This window comes from Empedobacter sp. UBA6305 (assembly GCF_002440405.1).
GTDB lineage: Bacteria > Bacteroidota > Bacteroidia > Flavobacteriales > Weeksellaceae > Empedobacter > Empedobacter falsenii_B.
The window spans coordinates 16,839-40,762 of sequence record NZ_DJTP01000023.1; the positions used below are offsets into that span (position 1 = coordinate 16,839).

Sequence of the window (23,924 nt, forward strand, 5' to 3'; positions counted from 1 at the left end):
TTATCTACCTTTAAGGCGCAAATAAACCAAAAAAATGAGTGAGCTAACTTTTAAAATTATTGAATGTCCTCGTGATGCAATGCAAGGACGCAAAGATTTTATTCCAACTGATAAGAAAATCGATTACTTAAATCGTTTATTGACTGTTGGTTTTGAAGCGATAGATTGTGGAAGTTTTGTTTCGCCAAAAGCGATTCCACAGATGGCGGACACAAAAGAAGTTTTAGATAATATTGATAAAACCAATTCAAAATCGAAATTATCTGTTGTTGTTGCCAATAAAAGTGGCGCAATGAAAGCTGCAGAACACGAAAAAGTGGATATTATTGGATTTCCTTTTTCTATTTCAGAGAATTTTCAACAATTCAACACGAATAAAAGTCGTGAAGAAGCGTTTGAAATGGTGAAAGAAATCAACCAAATCTCAAATGATAATGGTAAACATATGTTAATTTATCTTTCGATGGCGTTTGGAAACCCTTATGGAGAAACTTGGAATGAAGAAATCGTAAAAGAATGGTCTAAAAAAATGGCGGATATCGGAATTTCTTCAATCAATTTATCAGATACAATTGGTGTTGCAGACGAAAAAACAATTGTTGATTTGTTCCAAAATTTGATTCCTCATTATCCAGAAATTGAATTTGGCGCACATTTTCATACCGTTTATACCGAATGGCATTCCAAAGTACAAGCCGCTTATGATAATGGTTGTCGTCGTTTTGATGGCGCTATAAAAGGTTTGGGCGGATGTCCAATGTCAAAAAGTGATATGGTCGGAAATATGCCAACTGAGAAGTTAATTAGTTTCGCAAATGAGCATAAAGAAAAACATGGTTTGAATCTTTTTGATTTCGAATCTGCTTGGAATGTTTCTTTGCGTACATTTGGCTTAGTTTAATCTTAACAATAAACTAAAAAATCAATTCTTTTGTTAAAGGAAATTAAAATATGTTGGACTTTAACAAAAAAAGTTAAATTTGCTCATCGGTAAGTTTTTTTATCGAGCTTAGAATATTAAAATGAAATTAAAGTATATGAAATTTAAATCGAGTATGATGTTGCTAATTGCAGCATTATTTACGGTAAATACTTTTGCACAAACAGCAAAACCAACACCAAAACGTCTTGCTAAAGTAGATGGTATAGCTGCTGTTGTCGGAGATCAGATTGTTTTAGAGTCTGATGTAGATCGTGACTATTTAATGTCGAAACAACAAGGGATGAAAGTCGAAGACAAATGTGATTTCCTAAATGACATTATGTTAGACAAAATGTTGGTTGATCGTGCAAAACAAGATACTTTAATCAAAGTGACACAAGACGAGGTCACTCGTCAATTAAACAACCAAATCGAAGGTTGGATTGCTCAAGCTGGAGGAGAAAAACAAATTTTAGACTATTTCGGATTCCGTACAATGGCGGAAATGAAAAACGAAACTAAATATATCGTAGAAGATAATATTTATGCACGTAACAAAAGAGAAATGGTTGTAAAAGGTGCTGATGCTACGCCAGAAGAAGTTCGTTTGTTTTTCGAAAAACACCAAGGTGAGTTACCAGACGTAAAAGACGAAGTTTCGATTAGCCATATTGTAACTTATCCTGAAGTTTCGCAAGAAAATCAACAAAAGATTATTGATCAATTAAAAGAAATCAAAAAAGAAATTGAAGAAGGTGCTTCTTTTGCAACGAAAGCAATTTTATATTCAGAAGATCCAGGTTCTGCAAGTAACGGAGGTGAATACAAAAAAGTTTCTCGTGGTAAAATGGTAAAAGAGTTTGATGCGGTGGCGTTTAACTTACAAGAAGGTGAAATTTCTGATCCATTCAAAACTGATTTTGGATATCATATTATTAAGTTAGAAAAACGTCGTGGACAAGAATTAGATTTGCGCCATATCTTGATTACGTTGAAACCAACAGAAGAAGAAATAAAAAAGGCTTATAATAAATTAGATTCTATTCGAGTTTTAATTAACGACGGAAAAATGACATTTAAAGATGCTGCATTAAGATTTTCTGATGATAAATACACAAAATTTAACTCAGGAAATATCATGAACCAAAATTCTGGTGACGATCGTTTCGAGAAAATGGCTTTGCCTCTACCAATGTTTACAGCGATTGCAACATTAAATGAAGGAGATATTTCTCAAGTTTTCGAAGATGATTTTGATAACAGAAAAGCTTTAAGAATCTTAAAAATCAATAAATTTTATCCAGAGCATAAAATCAATTATCAAGATGATTATTATAGAATTCAGAAATTTGCAGTTCAAGATAAAGAACGTACATTGTTGATGGATTGGGTAAAACGTCAAGTTGGTGATGCTTACATTAAAATTGGAAAAGAGTACCAAAGTTGTAATTTCCCGATCGATTGGGAAAAGAAAAACCAAAAATAATAAAACAAAAAACCTCGAGAAATTCTCGAGGCTTTTTTTATGTCTTAAAAATAAATAATCTTATTTCGCAATTGGAACTTGAGAAGGCCAAATTAACTTACTTGGATCAAATCCTACTTTCTTTGCCGAATCAAAAAATCTGTCTTTTACCTTATCCGAAATCTCTTTCTTACGCGATAGAATCCATAACTTTTTATAATCTTCACTTGCAACTAAAACATTATTGTAATCTTTATCAAAATCAATTACATATAATTTTTTTGCTAAAATTGGTAAAAACGTTGTCGAGAACAACCCAACATTTTCAATATCTTGCGTAGCAATTCCTTCAATCTTTTCCCATCCTTTTTTCTTCGCATTATATCCGCGTACAATCACTTCCAATTGCCCATTTTCTTCGTTCAAATTAAAACGATGTGTCACATTTGTTTGTCCTTTTTGTGCTTTATTTTCCAAACGTGCAATCTCGTACCAACGTCCTAAAAATCCACCTAAATCAAAATTTTGAGCTGGTTTATATTTTACCTTTTTCCTATTGTGATTAACGATATATGCTGTTGTCCCTAGCGCCAATGCTGCAAGGGCTAATTTCTTAAAATTCATTTTACTAAAACTTAGGTTGCAAATGTATCAATAATATTAAAGTTGAAAAAATATGATTTCAAATTTTGAATTAATTAAACTTTCATTTAACTTTATTAAAATTAATTTTAATATTATTTAACCAAATGAAAAAACTTCCTGTTATATGTCCCAGCTGTGCCGAAGAATTAGCGGTCGAAAAATTAATTTGCAACCATTGCGAAACACAAGTTGTAGGAAACTATGAACTTCCTTTATTTCTGAAACTTACAAATGAAGAACAAGCATTTATTATGCAATTCTTTGTCAACTCAGGAAGTTTAAAAGACATGGCAAAAGAATTTGAAGTCAGCTATCCAACCATGCGAAATAAAGTAGATGATTTGATTAATAAAATAAAAACAATGTCCGATGAATAAAGAATTTTCAGTATCGATGTCGCTATTTTTTAAGGTTACAACTGCTATTTTAATTGTATTATTAATCTTAATTGGAGGAATATTGTTTAAAGAAACAGAAGTATATGTTGCGGTGATTTATGCAATCATTATTTATCCGTTGTTTGCGTATTATTTTTTAATCTCTTTAAATAAAATTAAAGTTGATTTGAATAATATTTATCTTATTTCAAAAGTCAAAACGAGTATTATTCCGATAAATGAAGTGAAAATTATTACAAGAAAATCTCAAAATAATTTGATGATTATAGGTGCACGAGGCATTTATGGTTTGATAGGAAGATCTATGGACAATTATCGATGCAATATAAAAAATCGTACAAAACTTGTTGCTATTGAATTAGAAAATGTAAAATATTTGGTGAGCTGCGATCAGCCAGATGAATTTGTTAACACAATAAATACACTAAAAAATGATAAAGAAACTCCTTAATCCATTTGCATATTTCGATGAAAAAATACTGTTCATTATTGGACTATTTTCGCATTTCCTTTTCACTTATATCGCCAATATTACTGAATCTTTTTTCCCTGATTTTTTAAGCATTAAGAAAAATGGAATTTCTTATTCTTATCTCGATTTGTTGTATCAAAATACGAGAAATTTAGTAATTGCAATCCTCATATTTTACATTTTAGGAAAAATCATCAATAACAGAACACGAATTATAGACATTGTAAACGTTGTTTTAATCTCAAGAATCGCTTATTACATTGTATTCATAACGGATTTTATTCCAATTGTCAACAAAAGTATGGACAAGGTTTTGAAAGGAGTTACAACAAATAATCTCGAAGTTTTGCACGAAGCTCCAACAATGATTGTACTTGTAATTGTAGCTTTTATCGCGATATTTTTCTTGTGTATAATGCTCTATTTTTTATACATAGGTTTCAAAACTGTTACAAACATGAAAAATACAAAACAAGCTTTTGCTTTCATTGCTACCTTGTTATTTATCATTGTTTTAACCACAATATTATCATTATTAATACCACAAAAAATATGAAAAAAGTTTTATTTTTCTTTATACTTATTTGTTCTACAGTTTTTGGTCAATCAAAAAATGATTTCACAGAATCAGATATTCAACTTAACGAAAATCAAGTTAAATTATTTGGAACATTATGTTTACCTCAAAATGCAAAATCTAAAATACCAATTGTTTTATTAATTTCTGGTTCTGGACCAACAGATAGAAATGGAAACAATAATATGATGATTAATAACTCTTTGAAATATTTAGCTCATAGTTTAGCTGAAAAAGGAATTGCATCTATTCGCTATGACAAAAGAGGAATCGGAGAAAGTTCTATTGCTAATTTGGACGAGTCTAAACTTACATTTGATGATTACGTTGAGGACGCAAGGAATTGGATAACTTTCTTAAAAAAAGATAAAAGATTTGGTTCTATTTCAATAGCTGGACACAGCGAAGGTTCATTAATTGGAATGCTTGCATCTTCAAAAAATGTCGACAAATTCATCTCGATTTCTGGTGCAGGAGAATCTATTGACCAAATACTTAAAAAACAATTAAATCTACTTCCTGAACAATTAAAAACCGAATCGTATGCTATTATAGATTCTTTGAAAAATGGAAATACTGTAAATAATATTAATCCTAATTTATCTTCATTATTTCGTAAAAGTGTACAACCTTATTTAATTTCTTGGATTAAATATAATCCTGTAAATGAAATCAATAAATTAACTATTCCTTTTTTAGTGATTCAAGGGGGTATGGATATACAAGTTGATACGGAGAACGCTAAAAACCTATCTCCTAAATCTGCTGTTATTATCAAAGGGATGAATCACGTTTTAAAAAATGTTACTTCAAAAGATGATTTATCTTCTTACAACAACCCAGAACTTCCAATAAATATAGAATTAGTAGAAGTCATTTCTAATTTTATCCTCAAAAACTAACTATAAAAGACAAAGCAAATTGCTTTGTCTTTTTATTTAAGAATTAACAAGCTGTTCCTCCTTCAAAATTTGTCATTGTAGTTTTTTTTATCAAATTTTAGAGTGATTGTCATTGTTCCATTAGCTAAAACTGAATCAGATTCTATATTTTATTTACCTATTATTTCTTGATCTACATCAATTTAAAATAATAATTCTATTCTTAAATTTACAATTCTTATTTGTGATTCGTAACAAAGGAGTTTAAAGATTATACAGATTTTTCATAGTATAAAGTTGGTTAGGTTATTTAGCAAAGAGCAGAAGAAACTTTTGCTCTTTGTTTGTTTTATATTTATAATCATTAAATAATTTATCATGTACTTATATTTTTATTAGTCAACAATTATTCGATTATTTACTTTTTTATTCCCAATTATTGATTGATTAATAAAATTGAAAACTTCGTCTAAATATTGTTTTCTTAATCCAGACCATTCATGTTTTCCTGAATTAGAGAAAATAGCAAAAGATGCCTGACTATATTTTCTATTCAAATCTTCTAAAGTAGCAGAACCATTTAAAGGAAAAAATCCTGGTTGATTATCCAAACAACTTCTGTGTGGCGCATTGTAAGCTGGTACAACATCATCGCTTAAACCATGTACATAAACTGTTGGCAAAACACTCGATTTTGTAACATAACGATCGTCTACAATCGCTCCTGCATAACTTACTAAACCATCAATTTTAACTTGATTGAATTGATTTCCGTACCATAAATCTCTCAAATAATAAGCATTTAGAATAGTCTCCGCTCCTGCACTACTTCCTCCTAAAATTAATTTATTAATCGAGAATTTAAGTTCTTTTGAATTATTTTGAATAAAATTTAGCGCAGTTAAAACATCAAAAGAGGCTTCTTTAAAAATCATCAACTTTTCTTGTTTTGGCAAATCACACCCAAAACCAGCCGAAGAATTTGCCAATAATCTATACGAGATAGAAACAGCTACGAAACCTCTTTCTTGAGCATCTTTCATTCGTTCAATTTCTTCTTTATCCGCTCTTGTTCCTCCTGAAAATCCGCCTCCGTGTACCCAAGCAAATACATTATAGGTTTGATTCTCTTTATAGTTTTTCGGATAATAAATATCAAACGCTAAATTATTTTTTTTATCATATACTATCGTTTTCTGCGCATATGTATAACTTATCATTAAAAATAAGGCAACTAAATATTTCATTTTCTTCTATTTTAAATAAAAATTGCTTGACTTTAACTTCTTACGTTGTCAATTTGTCAAGCAATTTACTATAAATAATTTTCCCTTTAATTATTCTATTTTTTTACGAAATAATGATTGTGCTAATCGAATGTTCTTGCGAATTCACCTCAACAGCTTCTCCTTCTATCCATAAATTATATTGATAAGGTTTATCTGTTTGATTCATCACAACCACCACAACTTTTCCGTCTTTGTTTACAAAAGAAGTCGTCATTAAATCTGAACGATTAGACGATGCTGCAATTCTTTGCGCACCTGGACGAATAAATTTTGAGAATTGACCAATGTAGTAAAACGAATTTGTATACGTAACTTGTCCATTTCTAGTATCACCATGAATTGGTGCAAAACAGAAATTTCCTACGTGATTTGGTCCTCCTTTTTCATCCAACAAAACATTCCAATCTGTCCAAGCAACTGTTCCGGAGTTAAAATCGTTGATCATATTGTAACCATATTTTTCACCCAATGCCCAATTTCCCATTTGATTGTAATCAAATTGTTCTTTACAACCTTCTGTAAAAATTAGATTAACATTCGGGAAAGCTTCGTGAGTTAACGCTACATTATTGAATAAATTCACGCTTCCGTTCCATGTTTCGTACCAGTGAAAACCAACTCCCCAAACATATTTAGCAGCTTCAGGATCATTCAAAATAGTTGAAGCACGCTGGTAAATTAAATCACGGTTATGATCCCACACAATAATTTTTTTGTCTTTTAATCCTTTTTGGTGAAAAGTCGGACCTAAATTATTTTTCAAGAAATCACGTTCTTCTTCAGCTGTATAAATACACGATTCCCATGTTTGCGTTGCCATTGGTTCGTTCTGAATAGAAACTCCCCAAATTGGTAAACCAATTTTCTCATAATTCTCGATAAATTTCACAAAATAGTTAGCCCAAGTTTGGTAATATTCAGGTTTCAAAGAACCTCCTTTTAACATACTGTTATTCGTTTTCATCCAAGCTGGCGGACTCCAAGGACTTGCATATAAACGATAAGCATCTTTCATTTCTGCTTTTGCCATTTTAATCATCGGAATTTTATAATTCAAATCATGTGCAATGTCAAAAGTTTTTAACTCATTATCATTATCTTTTACATACGTGTAACTATCGCTCGAAAAATCACTCGAATTTATTGTTGTTCTAATCAACGAATAACCAATTCCTTCTTTTTCGCTATAATAAGCTTTGATAATTTCTTGTTGCGCTTTCTTTGGCAATTTTGCTAAAACTTCTGCTGAAGCATCTGTGATAGCTCCTCCAATTCCTTCAAATTTTTGGAATTTACGTTTTGGATCAATAAAAATTGCAATATCTGTTTCTTTTGGTTGTGGAAACTTTTTTACAGCTAACTTATCTGTCCATTTTGCGATACGTTGATTCGTATTTTTAGCAGTTGTATATATTTCGATTTTCTTGTTCGAAAGTTTAAAATCTTGCGCATTTACGGCAAAATAATTTAACAATAAAGCTGCAATAAGAGGATATTTCAAATGTGATTTTGTCATAATTATTATTGAATTAAAAATTTGGCTAAAATTGGTAAATGATCTGATGGATATTTGAAATCGTAGAAATCATCAATCGTATTGAAACTTTTACACGTTACTTTTGAATTCTTTTTGTAAAAAATGTAATCTAAAATTTCTGTTCCTTTTACATTGAATTTAAAATCTTCCCATGTAAAATCTGGTCCATAAACCATTTGCGCATTTAGACGAGTATCTAAATATTTGTTTTGAATATATTTAACAGATTCATCGTTTTGATTCATATTAAAATCTCCCATAAAAAATGCTGGAACGTTTTTCTTTTCAGTTAACTTTTGAATTAAATTATCAATCATTTCTAACGATTTTTGACGCGCAATTTTTCCATCATTATCAAAATGTGTATTGATTATCCAAAATTTCTTTTTTGTTTTCTTGTCTTGAAATAATCCGTAAGTGATAATTCTGTTGTATGCTGCATCCCAACCTTTTGATTCTTTTTCTGGCGTTTCTGACAACCACATTGTTTTTTGTTCTAAAACTTTGTATTGATCTTTTTTGTAAAAAATCGCCGAATATTCAGCATTTTTATCACTTGAACGAGGTTCTCCGATAAAATCTAATTGTGAATCATTTTGTTTGATAAAATCTAGTTGAGGAACTTGCGCTTCTTGTACACCAACAAAATCAGCGTCATAATATTTGATTAAATCAACCAATTTTTGTTTGCGAATATTCCAATGATTTGCGCCATCATCAACAGAGGCTAGTCTAATGTTGTAAGACATAATTGATAAATTTTGTTGAGCAAAACCTATCATTGTCATGATTAAAACTAAACTTAAACTAATATATTTTTTCATGTGTGAATTTTTGTAAAAATCCAAGTAAGCACTTACATACTTACTTGGTTGAGAAATAAAACTAAATTTCTAACTATATATGAGGAATTTAATCAACTAAAGTAAAACTTGTTTTAAGTGAAGCGTTAGAATCTCCTCCAACAAAAATGTCGAAATCTCCTGCTTCTGCAACATAGTTCATATTGATATCGTGGAATTTTAAATCTTCTGGAGTTAATGTAAACGTAATTGTTTTTGTTTCTCCTTTCTTAATCATCACTTTATCAAAACCTTTCAATTCACGAACTGGACGCGTTACACTTCCTACTAAATCGCGAACATATAATTGTACCACTTCTTCTCCATCGTAGTTTCCTGTATTTTTAACATTTACAGTTACTTTGATTTCATCTTTTCCATTTTTCATTGTGGATTTGTTCACTTTTAAATTACTATAATCAAACGTTGTATAACTTAAACCGTAACCAAATGGATATAAAGGCGAATTTGGAGAATCTGTGTAACGAGATTTATATTTTTGCTCTGCATCACTTTCTCCTAAATAAGGACGACCTGTATTTTTTTGATTGTAATGAATTGGAATTTGACCAACAGAACGAGGAAATGTCATAGGTGTTTTAGCCGAAGGATTATATTTACCGTACAAAACATCTGTAATCGCTAAACCTCCCATTGTTCCTGGATACCATGCATATAAAATTGCATCCATATTATCATTCTCCCAAGAAATTGTCATTGGACGACCAGACATTAAAACTAAAACAATTGGCTTACCAAGTTTCTTTAATTCTTTTAATAATTCTTTCTGATTTCCTGGTAAATCTATATTTGTTTGAGAAGCCGCTTCACCTGTTTGGTTCTCGTTTTCCCCCATAATCGCAACAATTACATCTGAGTTTTTCGCTATATTAATTGCTTCTTGGAAACCATCAGTTTTAGAGGAATTAAGTTCTGTTCCTTGTGCATAAGTAATTTTTGCATTTTTACCTAAAACATCATTCAACCCTTCCCAAACAGACCATGCTTTTCCATAACGATCTCCACGTGCAGCCCAGTTTCCAATGATATTTTTCTCATCTTTTACTAATGGACCAATTACTGCAACTTTTTGAGATTCTTTTAATGGTAAAATTTGTTTCTCATTCTTTAATAAAACCATTGATTTACGTGCAACATCACGAGCTTCATTTAAAAACTCTTGTTTCATTACCGTTTCTTTCTCACGTTTTGAATTTGAATATCGATATGGATCTTCGAAAAGTCCTAAATCATATTTTGCTTCCAAAATTCTACGAACTGCAGTATCAATCACATCTTGTTTTACTTTTCCTTCTTTTACCAATTTTGGTAAATGATTAAGAAAAGCACCACTCATCATATCCATTTCAATACCTGCTTCAACCGATTTTAGAGTTGCTTCTTCCAAATCTTTTGCAATTCCATGAGGAACTAACTCCTGAATCGCAGTATAATCTGTTACAACAAAGCCTTTGTAATTCCATTCTTTACGTAAAATTTGATCGTACAAATATTTACTTGCTGTAGAAGGAACTCCTCCAATTTCGTTAAAAGACGTCATAAAAGATCCAGCACCAGCATCAACAGTAGCCTTGAAAGGAGGTAAAATATAATCTCTTAAGAATCGATCCGAAATTTCTACCGTTCCATAATCGCGTCCAGCCTGCGCCAAAGCATATCCTGCAAAGTGTTTTGTACACGCTAAAACGGTATTCAAATCATATAAACTTTTACCTTGAAAACCATTAATACGCGCAATTGCAATTTTACTTCCTAAGAAAGTATCTTCACCTGCACCTTCAGAAACACGCCCCCAACGAGGATCAAAACCGATATCAACCATCGGAGCAAAAGTCCAATGAACTCCACCAGCAGCTGTTTCTTCAGCAGCAATTCGAGCCGATTTTTCGATTGCTTTTAAATCCCAAGAAGAAGCTTCTCCAAGTGGAATTGGAAAAATTGTTTCGTATCCATGAATCACATCATATCCAAAAATTAATGGAATACCAAGACGTGTTTCTTCAACAGCAATTTTTTGCAATTTTTTGGTAATATCTGTTGTCGTTGCATTAAACACAGACCCCATCATACCTTGTTTCGTGTATTTTATATAATTTTTATCAATTGCAGATCCTGTAACATCACCTCCGTCATAGGTATATTGTACCATCTGCCCTACTTTGTCATCAATCGTCATTTGACCCATTACGTAATCAATAAATTCCGATTTCGATTTTGATTTATCAAACTTTATTTTTTGCGCATAAGTATTGAATGCTAATCCTAAGAAAGCAATTGAATAAATTAGTTTTTTCATTTTTTTGATTTTAATTCGAGGCTGTCGTTTTGAATTTCAGTTTATCTAAACCTCTTTGTACATCTTCATTTTGCATAAACAATTTCCACAATAATCCAGAGCGATAATTCTCTATCATTGGTGTAATTGTTCCTTGATCTATCGCCAAATATTTTGTAATCACTCGATCATTTTTTACATCAACCGCATCATACGGACCTGCTACTCCAATCAAGCTTTTGTTTTGTTTTTCATAAATAAACTTCAAGAAATCCATAGATTCTTTCGGTGTATATGGAAAAGATGATAATGCTGCTGTAGGCGTAATTACATTATTGTCATTTAATGGAGAATGAGCTGTATAACCTTCTGTTCCATCTGGATTGAAGGTATAACTTGCTGTTAATCCCCACATATTTTTTTCGTACTTCTTGAAACTCTCCGTTTTTTGTTGATTGTAGATGTAATGAATCTTTGCTTGATTTTTCACCACTTTTCCATAATCAACACCAATTCCATCTATCAAATTGTTCGGATTAAGTCCAATAAAAGAATATTGTGCCCAAAATAATGGACCTACATTTTTATCAGCTCCGTTATGTTTTACAATCAATGGAACTCCGTATGCAGAATCATTTGATTTTATATCCCCATTTCTCGTCCAACCGTTGTAATAAACTTCTGAATTGATCGAATATTTTGGAGAAGCCGCAGCAATAACATACGTAATCATGGTTTCATCAAATCCTTTTAATGGAAAATTGATTTTCCATTCGTAATTTGGTGACCAATGCCAATACAGCACATTTTCTCCACGTGTATAAAAATTGAAATCGATTTCTTTCCAAAGTTGATCAGCTAATTGCGAAATCTCTATTTCTTTCTCATTTTTAGAATCTTTGAAATACTCTTTCAAACAAATTAAACCCTGAGCAAGAAATGCAGTTTCTACCAAATCACCTCCGTTATCGTATGTACTAAAAGCTTTTACTTTTCCTGTTTCGCCATTTAACCAATGTGGCCAAGCTCCATGAAAACGATTTGCATTTTGTAAAAATTTCAATCCTGTTAAAATTCGTTCAGTTGCTTCTTTTCTTGGAATAAATTCGCGATCAATCCCAACAATTAAACTCATTAATCCAAATCCTGTTCCTCCTGTTGTAATGATGTTTGAATCATTTTCTGGATAAAAACCATCAGGATGAAAACGTTCTCGAGCTAATTTTGAATGAGGTTCAGCATAATCCCAAAAATATTGAATCGTCTGTTTCTGAACTTTATCTAACAGCTTATTTTCTTGTTTTGTTTGAGCAAAAGCACTTGCGCCACATAAAAGAGCGCAAGTAACTATTGTTTTATTTAATTTAACCATTACCAACCTGGGTTTTGAGTCATTGTTGGAGTTTGAATAATTTGTCCATTTGGAATTGGAAACAATTCGTGTTTTCCAGTAACGAAAGTTTTACCATTTTTCGCCATCATTTCTTTTGCTTGACCAGTACGAACTAAATCAAACCAACGATCATGCTCAAATGCTAATTCTAAACGTCTTTCATTCCAGATTTTTAATCGTAATTGATCTTTAGACATACTTGCTACTGGAGCTAACTTAACACGTGTTCTAACGCGATTAAGAGGTGTTAAAGCGTCTTGACCAATCTCGTTTGCTGCTTCAGCTTGAATTAATAAAACTTCAGAAAAACGAATTACACGGATATTTTTGTCACCATCAGCAGAACCAAGATTCGCACTTGAATATGCTTTTTCGTTATACATCGGGTTTTCTACAGAAGTTGGAACTAAACGACCGTCATATAAAGTTTCACCTCTAAAAATGATTGTTGCATCACGACGAATAGCATCTCCTTCAGCATTAAAAGCATCTAATAAATTTTGAGAAGGAACATTGAATCCCCATCCCCAACCTCCAGTACCACGAGCACCTTGAGTTTCTGAATATTGTTGAACACCATGCGCAACAGCATCTCCACGAGCTTGAATTTCAAATAAAGATTCTTTACCGTTCTCAGTTTCTTTTCTCCAAGTTGTTGCGTAATCACTTTCTAAATCGTAAATACTAGAATTAACAACAGTTGTAGCCATATCGTATGCTTGTTGATTTTTTCCTTGGTATAAATATACTTTTGCTAATAAAGCTTGAGCAGCTCCTTTTGTTGCACGTCCTAAATCTTTTGCAGCATACTCATTTTTAGTAGGAAGTTTTGATATTGCATCTAATAAATCTGCTTCAATGTATGCATAAACTTCTGCTTTTGGTTTACGTAGTGCATAAGATGCTGGTACATCTAATTCTTGTATCACAGTATCTCCAAACATACGAACCAAATAGAAATAAGAAACAGCTCTCAAAAATTTTGCTTCCCCAATTAATCTATTTTTTTCTGCATCTGTAATTGATGATTCTGTCGTATATTTTATTGAATATGACGCTCTACCAATTGTTTTATAAAAACGTTTCCACATTGCTTCAATAGAACCTGTTGTAGAACTATGTAATAATTCGTCTAAATCTCGTTTATCTCCACCATTATCTGTAGAAGAACTTCCTTTATCTGCATTATCAGAAATCATTTCAGTAACTCCTAACCAAGAGAATGCATAATCCCAATCTGTAAACATTCCGTAAATACCATTCACATATTTTTCTGGAGATTGAGAAGCTTGATCATCAATTGCAATATTTTCTTGAGAATCAACATTCAAAAAATCACTTGTACAAGAACTTAATGTTCCGATTGAAAGAATAGAAGCTAATGTTACTATTTTAAATATATTTTTTTTCATTTTTTTAAAATTTTCTAGATTAGAATTCTACGTTTAATCCAACTAAAAATGTTCTAACATTTGGATATGCAGAGAAATCCATTCCTGTTGTTCCATAAGGACTTCCATCGTAACGTTTTCCTTTTACATTATCTAAAGTTAATTCCGGTGTAAATCCTGAATACTTCGTAATCATGAATACATTTTGAGCACTAACATATAATCTTAAGTTTCTGATAAAATCAATTTTATCTCTAAAATTATATCCTATTGTCATGTTACTTAATTTGAAGTAATTACCTTTCTCTAAATAATAAGAAGAAGCAACTTGATCACGCTCCGCTCCAGGATGAGAATTTGTACTACCAGCTCCTGTCCAACGATCATTGAACATATCAACTGTTATATTTTCTCCTCCTAAACGTGTGTTTTTGATACCATTGTAAATCTTATTACCACCAGCTCCATAACCACTAATCGTTAAATCGAAGTTTTTATATTCTAAACTAACATTAATTCCGTAGTTATATTTTGGAATATATGATCCCATAAATTTTTTATCACGATCATCAATAACTCCATCTCCATTTTGGTCTTTGTAACGTAAATGTCCTGGGCGAGCACTTGATAAATGAGCATTGCTATTTATTTCATCTTGTGTTTGCCAAACACCTTCTACTTCATATAACCAGAAAGAACCCAGTGGTTGACCAGCTTCTAAACGTTTTGCAATTTGTCCATTTCCTAAAGAACCCCCTGTCATTCCAGAATATCCTTCTTTAACAGACTTCACTTCATTTTCGTTGTAGTTGAAGTTACCACCAATCGAATATCTTAATCCTCCAGCTGTTTCATTACGATAATTTAAAGCAATTTCAAAACCTTGATTTACTACTTTTGCTGCATGATCATAAAAATCTTTTTCATAAGGAGATGAACCTATCTGTTTAATATTTAAGATGGCATTTTTCGTTGTCTTATTGTAATAATCTAAACTTCCTGATAATTTACCTTTCAATAACTCGAAATCTAGGCCAGCACTCCATTCATCTACAATTTCCCATGAAATATCATAAGCAGGCGAACCGATATAAGCTCCATAAATTAAATCTTGACCTGGTCCAAATACATAATTCGCATTATCACTACCTGTAGAAGTTGTAATTGTTGTATAGTTGTATGGCACATCTGCATTACCTAAACGTCCCCAACCTCCACGAAGTTTTAAGAAAGAAATTACATTACTATCTTTTAAGAACTCTTCATTAGAAATATTCCAAGCAGCAGAAACAGAAGGGAAAGTTCCCCAATATTTTTCGTTTTGTTTAAACTGGCTTGAACCATCTCTACGAATAATTCCAGAAACGTAGTATTTATTTGCGTAATTATATTGTAAACGAGCAAAATAAGAAGCATAAGCAATTGGAGTATAATTATTTTGATCCATTGCAGCTTTGTATTGTCCAGAAGCATGATGAGCAGACCAATATTGTTCTTTATCAGGAACATCATATACTGTGATATCTGAATATTGACCAATACCCATTTTTTCAGCAGATACTCCAGCAACAACATTGAACGAATGATCTCCAAATTTGCGATCAAATGTTACGAAGTTTTCCCATGACCATCTAAATGTTTCTACATTATTTAGATTTAGAGAGTTATTCATATAAGTTGAACTCGCAGGATTCTTCGCTTTTAAACCTTCAAACTCAGCAGCAGTTCTAATTGGGTTACCAGCAATCCATCTTTCTTTAATTGGATTAAATTCTCTGTATTTGTACCAATATTTTGTTCCTCCAGCACGAGAAGTTACTGTTAACCCTTTTGTAAGTTTCAACTCTGCTTCTATATTTCCTTGAAGTGTAGTAGAATTAGCTTTTTGATTATCATAATACAATGTTGACATTGGGTTACCATGAGAGTTCAAATTACTTGTCACCTCTCCAGGTTTTGCAACATATGTTACTTCTCCTGTTGTTGTATTAAAAATTGGTAAACCCCATCTTCCGTTATCATATTTTACAGGAACCAATGGTGATTGACGGTAAGCTACATCAAATGCTCCATATGGTTTAGGATTCTCTCTAGAAAAAGTAGCACTAACATTTTGTTTAATCTTTAAGATTCCATCAAACAATTTATAGTCATTATTACTACGAACAGTTGTTCTTTTGAAGTTATTTCCTTCTAAGATTCCTTTCTCTTCGAAATTATTAATACTGAACATGTAATTAATATTTTCTCCAGCGCCAGCTAACGAAACATTATTACTAATTAATTGTCCTGTGGTTAACATTTCATCAAACCAATTCGTGTTATATTTTTGATTTGTAGAAATCAAAGAACCTCCTGTTGCTTTTCTTTGTTCATTAAAATAAGTTATGTACTGATTAGCATCAGCCATATCTACCATATTCATAGTATTTCTTACTCCAATATATGAATCATAATTAACTCTAATCTTTCCTGTTTTACCACGTTTAGTTGTTACAACAACTACACCGTTTGCACCACGAACTCCATAAATAGCTGAAGATGCTGCATCTTTTAAAACATCAATTTTTTCAATGTCATTTGGATTAATATTGTTAATATTTGGAACAATTAATCCATCCACAACATATAAAGGAGCCTTCCCTCCTAGGGCTGTACCCATTCCACGAACCAAAACAGTTGGTGTACCACCTGGAGTATCCGTATTAATGATATTAACACCAGCTAATTTCCCCTGCAAAGACTGCATGGCAGTTGTACTTGCAATTTGCGTAATGTATTTAGCATTAGCTGATGACACAGCTGATGTAAGATCTGATTTCTTAACAGTACCATATCCAACCACAACGGCTTGATCTAGTATAATAGAATCACTTTCGAAAGGATCTCCTATCTGTATAGAATCGTTAGTAACTTGGGCATTTACACAGAAAGACCCGAGAATAAATAATGGAAGAAAATATTTTTTCATTCTATTTCAATAAATGGTTATTTCAAAAATAGAATGTTTTAACACTTGATTAACAAGTAATAATTTCAGCTAGAATAACTTTCTGAAAAAATAAAACATATAACACTAAATATCAAATAATTATGTAATATTATATTTACAATATGATGTAGTTATGATGTAATTTATTTTCCGATATTTAAAAATTAATCATATATTTATTTAGGTTTATTTCAGAAGGAATTTGCATTTTTTTGCGTAATCTATATCGTTGTAGTTCTACCGATCGATAATTAAGGTGCATTAAAGGAGCAATCTCTTTGGTTGATAAATTCATTCGAAGGAAAACACACAGTTTTAAGTCTTTTGCTGTTAAATTAGAATATTTCTCAGCTAATCTCTTAATAAAATCTTGGTGAATTTCCTGAATATTTAATTCGAAATTTTGCCATTCATTTCTGTTGTAACTATATTCCGAAAACGTTTTCTCAAATTTCTTTTTTAATTTTTTATTGATTTCATTCATTTCCAATTGAGAAAACAATTGATTAATTTCTAAGATCATAGCACGTTGATTAGCTAATTTCAAAGCTTGTCCAGCCAATTCTGTAGATTTCGTTTGTAAAGAAGTTTCTAAATATTGTTTTTCTTTATGATGATTCAATTCTTTTAACTCTTGTTGATGCTTCATTTCCATCAAATTCAATTCATATTCAAATTGCTTTTGTTTAATTCTGAAACTTTGTTTCAACTTCATTCTGTTATATTTATAAATAGCCAAAATCGATCCAACAATTAATAAAATATAAAATAATATCATCAAATTTGATAAATACCAAATCTTCTTAACCCGAAAATCAAAATGATTCAACTCCACAAAATTTCCATCTTTTAGAGCATAAATAGACAATTGATATGAACCGCTTTCTAATTGTTTATAATTAATTATAGGCTGATTAAGCGGTTGAATTTTAGAGTTATTTAATTGATAATACAATTGATAATTTGCAAAATCATCATTCAAAATTGAAACATAAAAATCTATATAATTATTTGAATACTCAATATTAGGTTCATTATTCAAAACCGTTTGATTGATTTTTGCTTTAATTTTTACCTTTGGTAATTCGCGACGTATAGATTTTAAATCATATTTCAATAATCCGTTTTCGAGGTTAATGTATAAAAACTGATCGTTGATTTTAGCCGTTAAATTGTCATCAACCAATTTTCCATCATACAATTTTTTGGGAATTAAATAATGAATCAATTTATTCTGTTCCACTTTAGAATAATACAGAATATTATCCGCTTCAACTAAATAACGATTCTCTTTTAAATAACGAATTCGATTAATATTCTTTAATTTCGAATCTAAATTCTCATCAGAAAATAAGTTTTTATTTATATCATAACGGACTAAATGTTGATCATCAATCAATACAAAAACCTTATTATCTTCGAGAATAGTTTGCGGATTAACTAATTTTTTATGTTGGTAAAATATCTCCTTTCCTGTTCTATTTTTAAGATCAAATAAATATAAACCACCATTTTTTCCTGTTCCTAAAATTTTATTTTCAACAATAATAAAATCAATAATTGGAATAGTTAAACTGGAAACTTTACTAGATTCTTCATGAGAACCTTGTATATATTCATTGATTCCTGTAAAAGATGATTGATATAATTTATTTCCATATTTGATCAATTTAAAACCTCCATTTGTAGAAGAAATCTTATTCAATAGTCCTGAATAAATGTAAGTTCCCCAACTATCCGAAACATAAATTGTATTATCAATATTTGTTACATTCCAAATTAAACCTTTCTCGAGAACTGAATTTGTTTGGTTTAGAGTATTCGAATAATTATAAAATCCGTGATTTGTTCCCAACAAAATATTGTCTTTGTAAAAATCGAACGAAAAAACATTTCCTAAATGACCATTGTAATCATATAATAGTTGAGTTTTGTTTTTCAATTCTATTTTCGAAATACCTTTATCCGTTCCAAGCCAAGCATTTCCTTTAGAATCTATTCTTATATTTTGGATTGTATTACTGATTAACCCAGAGTTTTGATTGTAATTTTTGTAAGAATTAGTTTTTAAATCATATACATAAATCCCATTATTTGAAGTTCCAATGATTAATTTATCTTCTAATCGAATCATTTTTAACACTAAATAATTCTTTAGCATTTTATTGAATTCCACATTGAACTCTTGTAAACCAGCTGTTTTGTTGTACTTGAAAATTCCTTCTGTTAGTGTACCAACTAAATAATCATTATCATATTTTTCTATTCCATGAATGACAATTGATTTACCTTTTTCAATTTCAAATAACGGCTCAAAATGTCCATTATTAAATTCGAAAATACCTTTAGAAATAGTGGCTACTAACATTTTACCCTTCACCAAATAAACGTAAGAGGAAAGCGCAGGTAATTTGTATCGTTTAACTGTTTTACCATCAAATTGAAAAAGATAATTGAACGATTGAAAATAAATAGAACGATTATGATAAAATATTTTCCAGATTTCTTCTTGTTCTAACCCTTCAAAACTTTTGAATTTATCTGAAATTGAAATATAAACTTTCTTTCCTTCAATCGTTTTCCAATATCCAAAATTATTTAATGCACCTGAATACAATACATTATTCATTGTAAAAACAGAACGTATAATTGTTAAGCTATTTGGCGAATATTTTTCCCAAAAATTACCATCATATTCTAAGATATTTCGATTGTTCGCAAAATATACTTTTCCTTGCTTTTTATTTTCTGTAATATCCCAAATAGGCGATTCGCCCAAATATTCGCTTTTAGAGTAATTCGAAATAATTGGCGCAAACGATTGAGATTTGCTATAAGTGGAAACAAGTAAAAATAGAATAAATAAGCTTCTCATTGTGCAATAAAAAAGACCGTAAAAACGGTCCTTAAAAATAGATTATATTTCTGAATTATCTTATTTAAATTCTACATCAAAAACTTCTGCAAAATGTTTTTTTGTAAACGCTTTCACTTCGTTCATATCTACCTGATATCCAAGTTCTCTTTCCAATGAAGCAACAGCTTTATCGTGAATTCCGCATGGAACTATGTATTCAAAATAACGCAAATCTGTATTCACATTTAGTGCAAAACCATGCATTGTTACCCAACGTGAAGCCTTAACACCCATTGCACAAATTTTTCGAGCAAAAGGTCGACCAACATCCAACCAAACACCAGTTTCTCCTTGAGAACGCTCACCTTTTAGTCCATATTCGGCAATAGTTTTGATAATCACTTCTTCCAAATTGCGCATATACAAATGAATATCTGGCTTGAAATTATCCAAATCAATAATAGGATAACCAACTAATTGTTGCGGTCCATGATAGGTAATATCTCCACCACGATTGGTTTTCACAAAAGTTGCATTTATCTCGTTTAATTTATCACTCGAAGCCAACATATTTTCTAAATGTCCACTTTTTCCAAGTGTATAAACATGCGCATGTTCTACAAAAAGTAGATGATTTCTAGTATTTTTAAAATCTGAACTTCCCTCCTTATCTTGCGCTCTATTATATTGTTTTACAGCTATATTTTCTGCTAAAAGACTTTCTTGATAATCCCAAATCTCTTGGTAATCTCTGTTAATTCCTAAATCTTGGAATTCGACAATTTGTTTCATTTCACAATGTGTTTCGAATGTCAAATTTACGAAACTAAGAACTTAATAAGTAATTTTGACTGATTTATTCTTAACAGAAATAATATCGTTAAATGTAAAATTTAGTTTGATCGTTTTTTGATCAAAAGAAAGGTTAGCATCTTCATTTGTACTACTTACTATTTTTTTTTGGTGCATGAATGATCAATTGATAATTAAACATCTTATTGAACATCATATTATCCTCCATTCTCCTATCAAATTTACTTGTTAGGCTTTTAATTAATTTTTCATATTCATTTTTATTGAATACAATTTCAAAACTGTTCGTGTTTATATTTTTCTGATTATTTAAATAATTCGTGTTAAACGGATTATCAATCGCGATAAATAAATTAAACAAAAAATCATTCAATTCTTTACTTTCCTTATTTATCGAAGTTGGTTTCGAAATTAATACTGATGAATAAGTTAACTCATTAAAATCTACAAACACTTTGTGGTGTTTAAACTTCTCGAATGCTAACTTATTTTCCTCAAAATAATTGATTGCATTACTTCTTTTATCTTTCAAAAAATCTTCGTCATCTGTCATTATTTTGAATAGTGTTTCTATTGTTATACCTTTTTTCAAATCTTCGACAACTTGTTTTTTTTCATCCAAAAGCGCATTATAACCTGACTCATCTTGAATAAATGATTTTAGGTCGTTGCCATTTAAAGAATAATTATAATCAATTTTCCCATCCTCTTTTATGACATATTCTTCTTTTATTGTACACGATTGCAATCCTAAAACCATTAAACCAACTACTAATATTCTTTTCATTTAGCTAAATTTTGATTGTAAAAATACTCGAAATTATTTTTTATAATCTCACTAAAAATAATGGTTTTGAGCATACATTAACGATTGAATAAAAATCTTTATCTTTGGAATTCTAAGAAATCGGTAAACAAAATAATCAAATAAAAATGAAGAAATTATTCGTTAAAGGATCTATTTTAATGGCTTTGTTTGCAAACTTTAGTGTTTTTGCACAACAAGGTGGTGGAATGTGGATTCCAACAGAATTGAATGAAAAGGAAATGAAAGACATGGGATTGAAAATCTCATCAAAAGACATTTTCAGTACTGGAGATAAAAGTATCAACAATGCAGTTGCTCACTTTGGTGGCGGTTGTACATCCGAAGTTATTTCTCCAAATGGTTTATTATTAACTAATCATCACTGTGGTTATGGAGAAATCCAAGCACATTCGTCTTTAGAAAATGATTATTTAACAGATGGTTTTTGGGCAAAAGAGTTGAAAGACGAATTACCAAACGAAGGTTTAACAGCTACTTTTATTGTAGATATTAAAGATGTAACTACTGCAATTTTAGCTGGCGTTAACGATAATATGTCGGAGGAAGATCGTAACAAAATCATCAAGAAAAATATTGAAGATTTTAATGCAAAAACTAAGACAGAATCTTACCGTTCAGTATTTATCAAACCTTTTTACAAAGGAAATAAATATTACCAATTTACGACAGAAACATACAAAGATGTTCGTTTAGTTGGTGCGCCACCTTCTGCAATTGGAAAATATGGAAATGATACAGACAACTGGGTTTGGCCACGTCATACAGGAGATTTCTCGATGTTTAGAATTTATGCAGATAAAAACAACAAACCTGCAGATTATTCACCAAACAATGTTCCGTACAAACCAAAACATTTCTTACCTATTAATATTTCGGGAATTAACGAGAATGATTTCACGTTTGTATATGGTTTCCCAGGTACGACGGACGAATATTTACCAGCTTCTTCTATCCAGCAAATAAAAGATGTAATTGATCCTGCGCGTATCAATGTGCGTACAATTGCGTTATCTCATATCGATAAAAAAATGCGTGAAGACGATGCAACTCGTATCGCTTATGCATCTAAACAAGCGCGTATTTCGAATGCACATAAAAAATGGATTGGTGAAGTTTTAGGATTAAACCGTTCGAAAGCTGTAGAAAAACGTCAACAATACGAGCAAGAATTTATGAATCGTATTGCAAAAAATCCTAAATTAAAAGGTGAATATTCGAATATTATTTCAGATTTAAATCAAGTTAATAAAGCAAATCAAGATTATAATTTAGCGTACACAATGTATTCTGAAACATTTTTCTCAAATTCAGAAACATTCAGAATGGCGTTAACATTGAACAATATTTTGAATTCGGTTGGACAAAAAAATTACGCAGAAACAAAAGCTAAAGCGTTGAATACAGTTGCGTCTATGCACAAGGATTATAATCCAGAATTGGATAAAACAATTTCTTCTGATTTAGCAGATAATTATTTCAAAGTTGTTCCTCAAAATTTATTACCAACTACAACAGCTGCAAATATCAAAACAGCTTTAGGAAATTCGGTAATCAACGGAACGAAAAAAATTAATGGTCAATCTGTTTTAGGAAATATCAAAACTTTGGCTGAAAATGATGCTGAGTTTATCAAAGCCTTAAAAGAAGATGCCTTAATTGCTCAAATTCGTTTAATTTTAGATGCAAATCAAACGAAAGTAACGCCTACATATTTAGCGAATCAAGATAAAATCAACAAGTTGATGCGTACGTATATGAAAGCGCAAATGGATGTATTTACAGACAAGAAAATCTTCCCAGATGCAAATTCAACTTTACGTGTAACTTACGGAAAAGTTGATGGTTACCAACCTCGCGATGCGGTTTATTACGAACCTGTAACGCACATGGAAGGTGTAATGGAAAAATATATTCCGGGAGATTATGAGTATGATTTACCAAAACAAATGTTAAGTTTATACGATAAAAAAGATTACGGAAAATACGCCGATAAAAACGGAAAATTACCTGTAAACTTTATTGCAACAAACCATACAACTGGTGGTAATTCTGGTTCTCCTGCATTGAATGCAAAAGGAGAATTAATCGGATTGAATTTTGACCGTGTTTGGGAAGGAACAATGTCAGATTTAAATTATGATCCAGAGATTTGTCGTAATATTATGGTGGACTCTCGTTATATTTTGTGGGTAGTTGACAAGTATGCTAATGCGCAACGTTTGATTGATGAAATGACTATCGTTGACGAAAGCAAAAATGCAAAGAAAAAATAATATTTTTCACTATATTCTGAAAACCACGTTTTTATAACGTGGTTTTTTTATT

18 protein-coding genes are annotated in these 23,924 nt (G+C 30.9%); 7 read left to right on the forward strand and 11 right to left on the reverse strand.

All coding sequences use genetic code 11. From position 1 onward, the window contains the following. The first annotated feature begins 34 nt into the window (after positions 1 to 34). Positions 35 to 901, forward strand: coding sequence for a hydroxymethylglutaryl-CoA lyase (locus tag B3M86_RS06255; protein ID WP_125350348.1), 867 nt, complete (start codon positions 35 to 37; stop codon positions 899 to 901). A gap of 136 nt (positions 902 to 1,037) precedes the next feature. After that, the gene (locus B3M86_RS06260; RefSeq protein ID WP_286485166.1) at positions 1,038 to 2,408 is read left to right on the forward strand and encodes a peptidylprolyl isomerase; all 1,371 of its coding nucleotides are present in this window, start codon (positions 1,038 to 1,040) and stop codon (positions 2,406 to 2,408) included. Positions 2,409 to 2,468: 60 nt separating this feature from the next. On the opposite strand, the gene B3M86_RS06265 is transcribed toward B3M86_RS06260, so the two are convergent. Continuing rightward, positions 2,469 to 3,011, reverse strand: coding sequence for a lipocalin family protein (locus B3M86_RS06265; RefSeq protein ID WP_291046588.1), 543 nt, complete (start codon positions 3,009 to 3,011; stop codon positions 2,469 to 2,471). A 125-nt stretch (positions 3,012 to 3,136) separates the two neighbouring features. Between B3M86_RS06265 and B3M86_RS06270 the strand changes: the two genes are divergently transcribed. Genes B3M86_RS06270 through B3M86_RS06285 form a run of 4 tightly spaced genes read left to right on the forward strand, consistent with a single transcriptional unit; the run spans position 3,137 to position 5,381 of the window. Further along, complete coding sequence (locus B3M86_RS06270) at positions 3,137 to 3,409, forward strand: DUF2089 family protein (RefSeq protein WP_038331614.1); 273 nt, start codon at positions 3,137 to 3,139, stop codon at positions 3,407 to 3,409. Then, entirely contained in the window at positions 3,402 to 3,881 is a 480-nt protein-coding gene (locus tag B3M86_RS06275) for a PH domain-containing protein (RefSeq protein ID WP_291053330.1), read from the forward strand. The genes B3M86_RS06270 and B3M86_RS06275 overlap by 8 nt, the downstream gene beginning before the upstream one ends. Next, the gene (locus B3M86_RS06280; RefSeq protein ID WP_291076118.1) at positions 3,862 to 4,458 is read left to right on the forward strand and encodes a hypothetical protein; all 597 of its coding nucleotides are present in this window, start codon (positions 3,862 to 3,864) and stop codon (positions 4,456 to 4,458) included. The genes B3M86_RS06275 and B3M86_RS06280 overlap by 20 nt, the downstream gene beginning before the upstream one ends. Continuing rightward, the gene (locus tag B3M86_RS06285) at positions 4,455 to 5,381 is read left to right on the forward strand and encodes an alpha/beta hydrolase (protein WP_291046572.1); all 927 of its coding nucleotides are present in this window, start codon (positions 4,455 to 4,457) and stop codon (positions 5,379 to 5,381) included. The genes B3M86_RS06280 and B3M86_RS06285 overlap by 4 nt, the downstream gene beginning before the upstream one ends. Positions 5,382 to 5,755: 374 nt before the next feature. On the opposite strand, the gene B3M86_RS06290 is transcribed toward B3M86_RS06285, so the two are convergent. The 10 genes from B3M86_RS06290 to B3M86_RS06335 all read right to left on the reverse strand — a co-directional run bounded on the left by B3M86_RS06290 (position 5,756) and on the right by B3M86_RS06335 (position 21,557). Further along, entirely contained in the window at positions 5,756 to 6,607 is an 852-nt protein-coding gene (locus B3M86_RS06290) for a carboxylesterase family protein (RefSeq protein ID WP_291076120.1), read from the reverse strand. A gap of 103 nt (positions 6,608 to 6,710) precedes the next feature. Further along, positions 6,711 to 8,165, reverse strand: a complete 1,455-nt coding sequence (locus tag B3M86_RS06295; RefSeq protein ID WP_219034584.1) for a glycoside hydrolase family 30 protein — start codon at positions 8,163 to 8,165, stop codon at positions 6,711 to 6,713. Positions 8,166 to 8,170: 5 nt separating this feature from the next. Continuing rightward, entirely contained in the window at positions 8,171 to 9,010 is an 840-nt protein-coding gene (locus tag B3M86_RS06300) for an endonuclease/exonuclease/phosphatase family protein (protein WP_291076122.1), read from the reverse strand. Positions 9,011 to 9,098: 88 nt separating this feature from the next. After that, positions 9,099 to 11,345 (reverse strand): glycoside hydrolase family 3 N-terminal domain-containing protein, encoded by a 2,247-nt coding sequence (locus B3M86_RS06305; RefSeq protein ID WP_286500644.1) that lies wholly within the window; start codon positions 11,343 to 11,345, stop codon positions 9,099 to 9,101. A gap of 10 nt (positions 11,346 to 11,355) precedes the next feature. Next, entirely contained in the window at positions 11,356 to 12,696 is a 1,341-nt protein-coding gene (locus tag B3M86_RS06310; protein ID WP_291076125.1) for a glucoamylase family protein, read from the reverse strand. After that, positions 12,696 to 14,129 carry a RagB/SusD family nutrient uptake outer membrane protein gene (locus tag B3M86_RS06315; RefSeq protein ID WP_038330437.1) on the reverse strand — a complete coding sequence of 478 codons (1,434 nt, stop codon included), beginning with the start codon at positions 14,127 to 14,129 and terminating at the stop codon, positions 12,696 to 12,698. Before B3M86_RS06315 ends, B3M86_RS06310 begins: the two co-directional genes overlap by 1 nt. A 19-nt stretch (positions 14,130 to 14,148) precedes the next feature. Further along, complete coding sequence (locus tag B3M86_RS06320) at positions 14,149 to 17,079, reverse strand: SusC/RagA family TonB-linked outer membrane protein (protein ID WP_038330434.1); 2,931 nt, start codon at positions 17,077 to 17,079, stop codon at positions 14,149 to 14,151. 178 nt (positions 17,080 to 17,257) lie between these two features. Then, positions 17,258 to 19,975, reverse strand: coding sequence for a helix-turn-helix and ligand-binding sensor domain-containing protein (locus B3M86_RS06325; RefSeq protein WP_038330432.1), 2,718 nt, complete (start codon positions 19,973 to 19,975; stop codon positions 17,258 to 17,260). Between the two features lie 60 nt (positions 19,976 to 20,035). Beyond that, on the reverse strand, positions 20,036 to 20,749 hold the full coding sequence (lipB, locus tag B3M86_RS06330) for a lipoyl(octanoyl) transferase LipB (protein ID WP_291063248.1): 714 nt from the start codon (positions 20,747 to 20,749) through the stop codon (positions 20,036 to 20,038). A 151-nt stretch (positions 20,750 to 20,900) separates the two neighbouring features. Next, entirely contained in the window at positions 20,901 to 21,557 is a 657-nt protein-coding gene (locus B3M86_RS06335) for a hypothetical protein (protein WP_291076129.1), read from the reverse strand. A 146-nt stretch (positions 21,558 to 21,703) separates the two neighbouring features. Here B3M86_RS06335 and B3M86_RS06340 point away from each other — a divergent pair, with 146 nt between their 5' ends. Continuing rightward, the gene (locus tag B3M86_RS06340) at positions 21,704 to 23,872 is read left to right on the forward strand and encodes a S46 family peptidase (protein ID WP_291076131.1); all 2,169 of its coding nucleotides are present in this window, start codon (positions 21,704 to 21,706) and stop codon (positions 23,870 to 23,872) included. The last annotated feature ends 52 nt before the right edge of the window (positions 23,873 to 23,924 follow it).

Excerpts from the sequence above, each read along its gene's own strand:
- B3M86_RS06255 (WP_125350348.1), top strand. The coding sequence starts at position 35 with ATGAGTGAGCTAACTTTTAAAATTATTGAATGTCCTCGTGATGCAATG.
- B3M86_RS06260 (WP_286485166.1), top strand. The coding sequence starts at position 1,038 with ATGAAATTTAAATCGAGTATGATGTTGCTAATTGCAGCATTATTTACG.
- B3M86_RS06265 (WP_291046588.1), bottom strand. The coding sequence starts at position 3,011 with ATGAATTTTAAGAAATTAGCCCTTGCAGCATTGGCGCTAGGGACAACA.
- B3M86_RS06270 (WP_038331614.1), top strand. The coding sequence starts at position 3,137 with ATGAAAAAACTTCCTGTTATATGTCCCAGCTGTGCCGAAGAATTAGCG.
- B3M86_RS06275 (WP_291053330.1), top strand. The coding sequence starts at position 3,402 with ATGAATAAAGAATTTTCAGTATCGATGTCGCTATTTTTTAAGGTTACA.
- B3M86_RS06280 (WP_291076118.1), top strand. The coding sequence starts at position 3,862 with ATGATAAAGAAACTCCTTAATCCATTTGCATATTTCGATGAAAAAATA.
- B3M86_RS06285 (WP_291046572.1), top strand. The coding sequence starts at position 4,455 with ATGAAAAAAGTTTTATTTTTCTTTATACTTATTTGTTCTACAGTTTTT.
- B3M86_RS06290 (WP_291076120.1), bottom strand. The coding sequence starts at position 6,607 with ATGAAATATTTAGTTGCCTTATTTTTAATGATAAGTTATACATATGCG.
- B3M86_RS06295 (WP_219034584.1), bottom strand. The coding sequence starts at position 8,165 with ATGACAAAATCACATTTGAAATATCCTCTTATTGCAGCTTTATTGTTA.
- B3M86_RS06300 (WP_291076122.1), bottom strand. The coding sequence starts at position 9,010 with ATGAAAAAATATATTAGTTTAAGTTTAGTTTTAATCATGACAATGATA.
- B3M86_RS06305 (WP_286500644.1), bottom strand. The coding sequence starts at position 11,345 with ATGAAAAAACTAATTTATTCAATTGCTTTCTTAGGATTAGCATTCAAT.
- B3M86_RS06310 (WP_291076125.1), bottom strand. The coding sequence starts at position 12,696 with ATGGTTAAATTAAATAAAACAATAGTTACTTGCGCTCTTTTATGTGGC.
- B3M86_RS06315 (WP_038330437.1), bottom strand. The coding sequence starts at position 14,129 with ATGAAAAAAAATATATTTAAAATAGTAACATTAGCTTCTATTCTTTCA.
- B3M86_RS06320 (WP_038330434.1), bottom strand. The coding sequence starts at position 17,079 with ATGAAAAAATATTTTCTTCCATTATTTATTCTCGGGTCTTTCTGTGTA.
- B3M86_RS06325 (WP_038330432.1), bottom strand. The coding sequence starts at position 19,975 with ATGAGAAGCTTATTTATTCTATTTTTACTTGTTTCCACTTATAGCAAA.
- lipB (WP_291063248.1), bottom strand. The coding sequence starts at position 20,749 with ATGAAACAAATTGTCGAATTCCAAGATTTAGGAATTAACAGAGATTAC.
- B3M86_RS06335 (WP_291076129.1), bottom strand. The coding sequence starts at position 21,557 with ATGAAAAGAATATTAGTAGTTGGTTTAATGGTTTTAGGATTGCAATCG.
- B3M86_RS06340 (WP_291076131.1), top strand. The coding sequence starts at position 21,704 with ATGAAGAAATTATTCGTTAAAGGATCTATTTTAATGGCTTTGTTTGCA.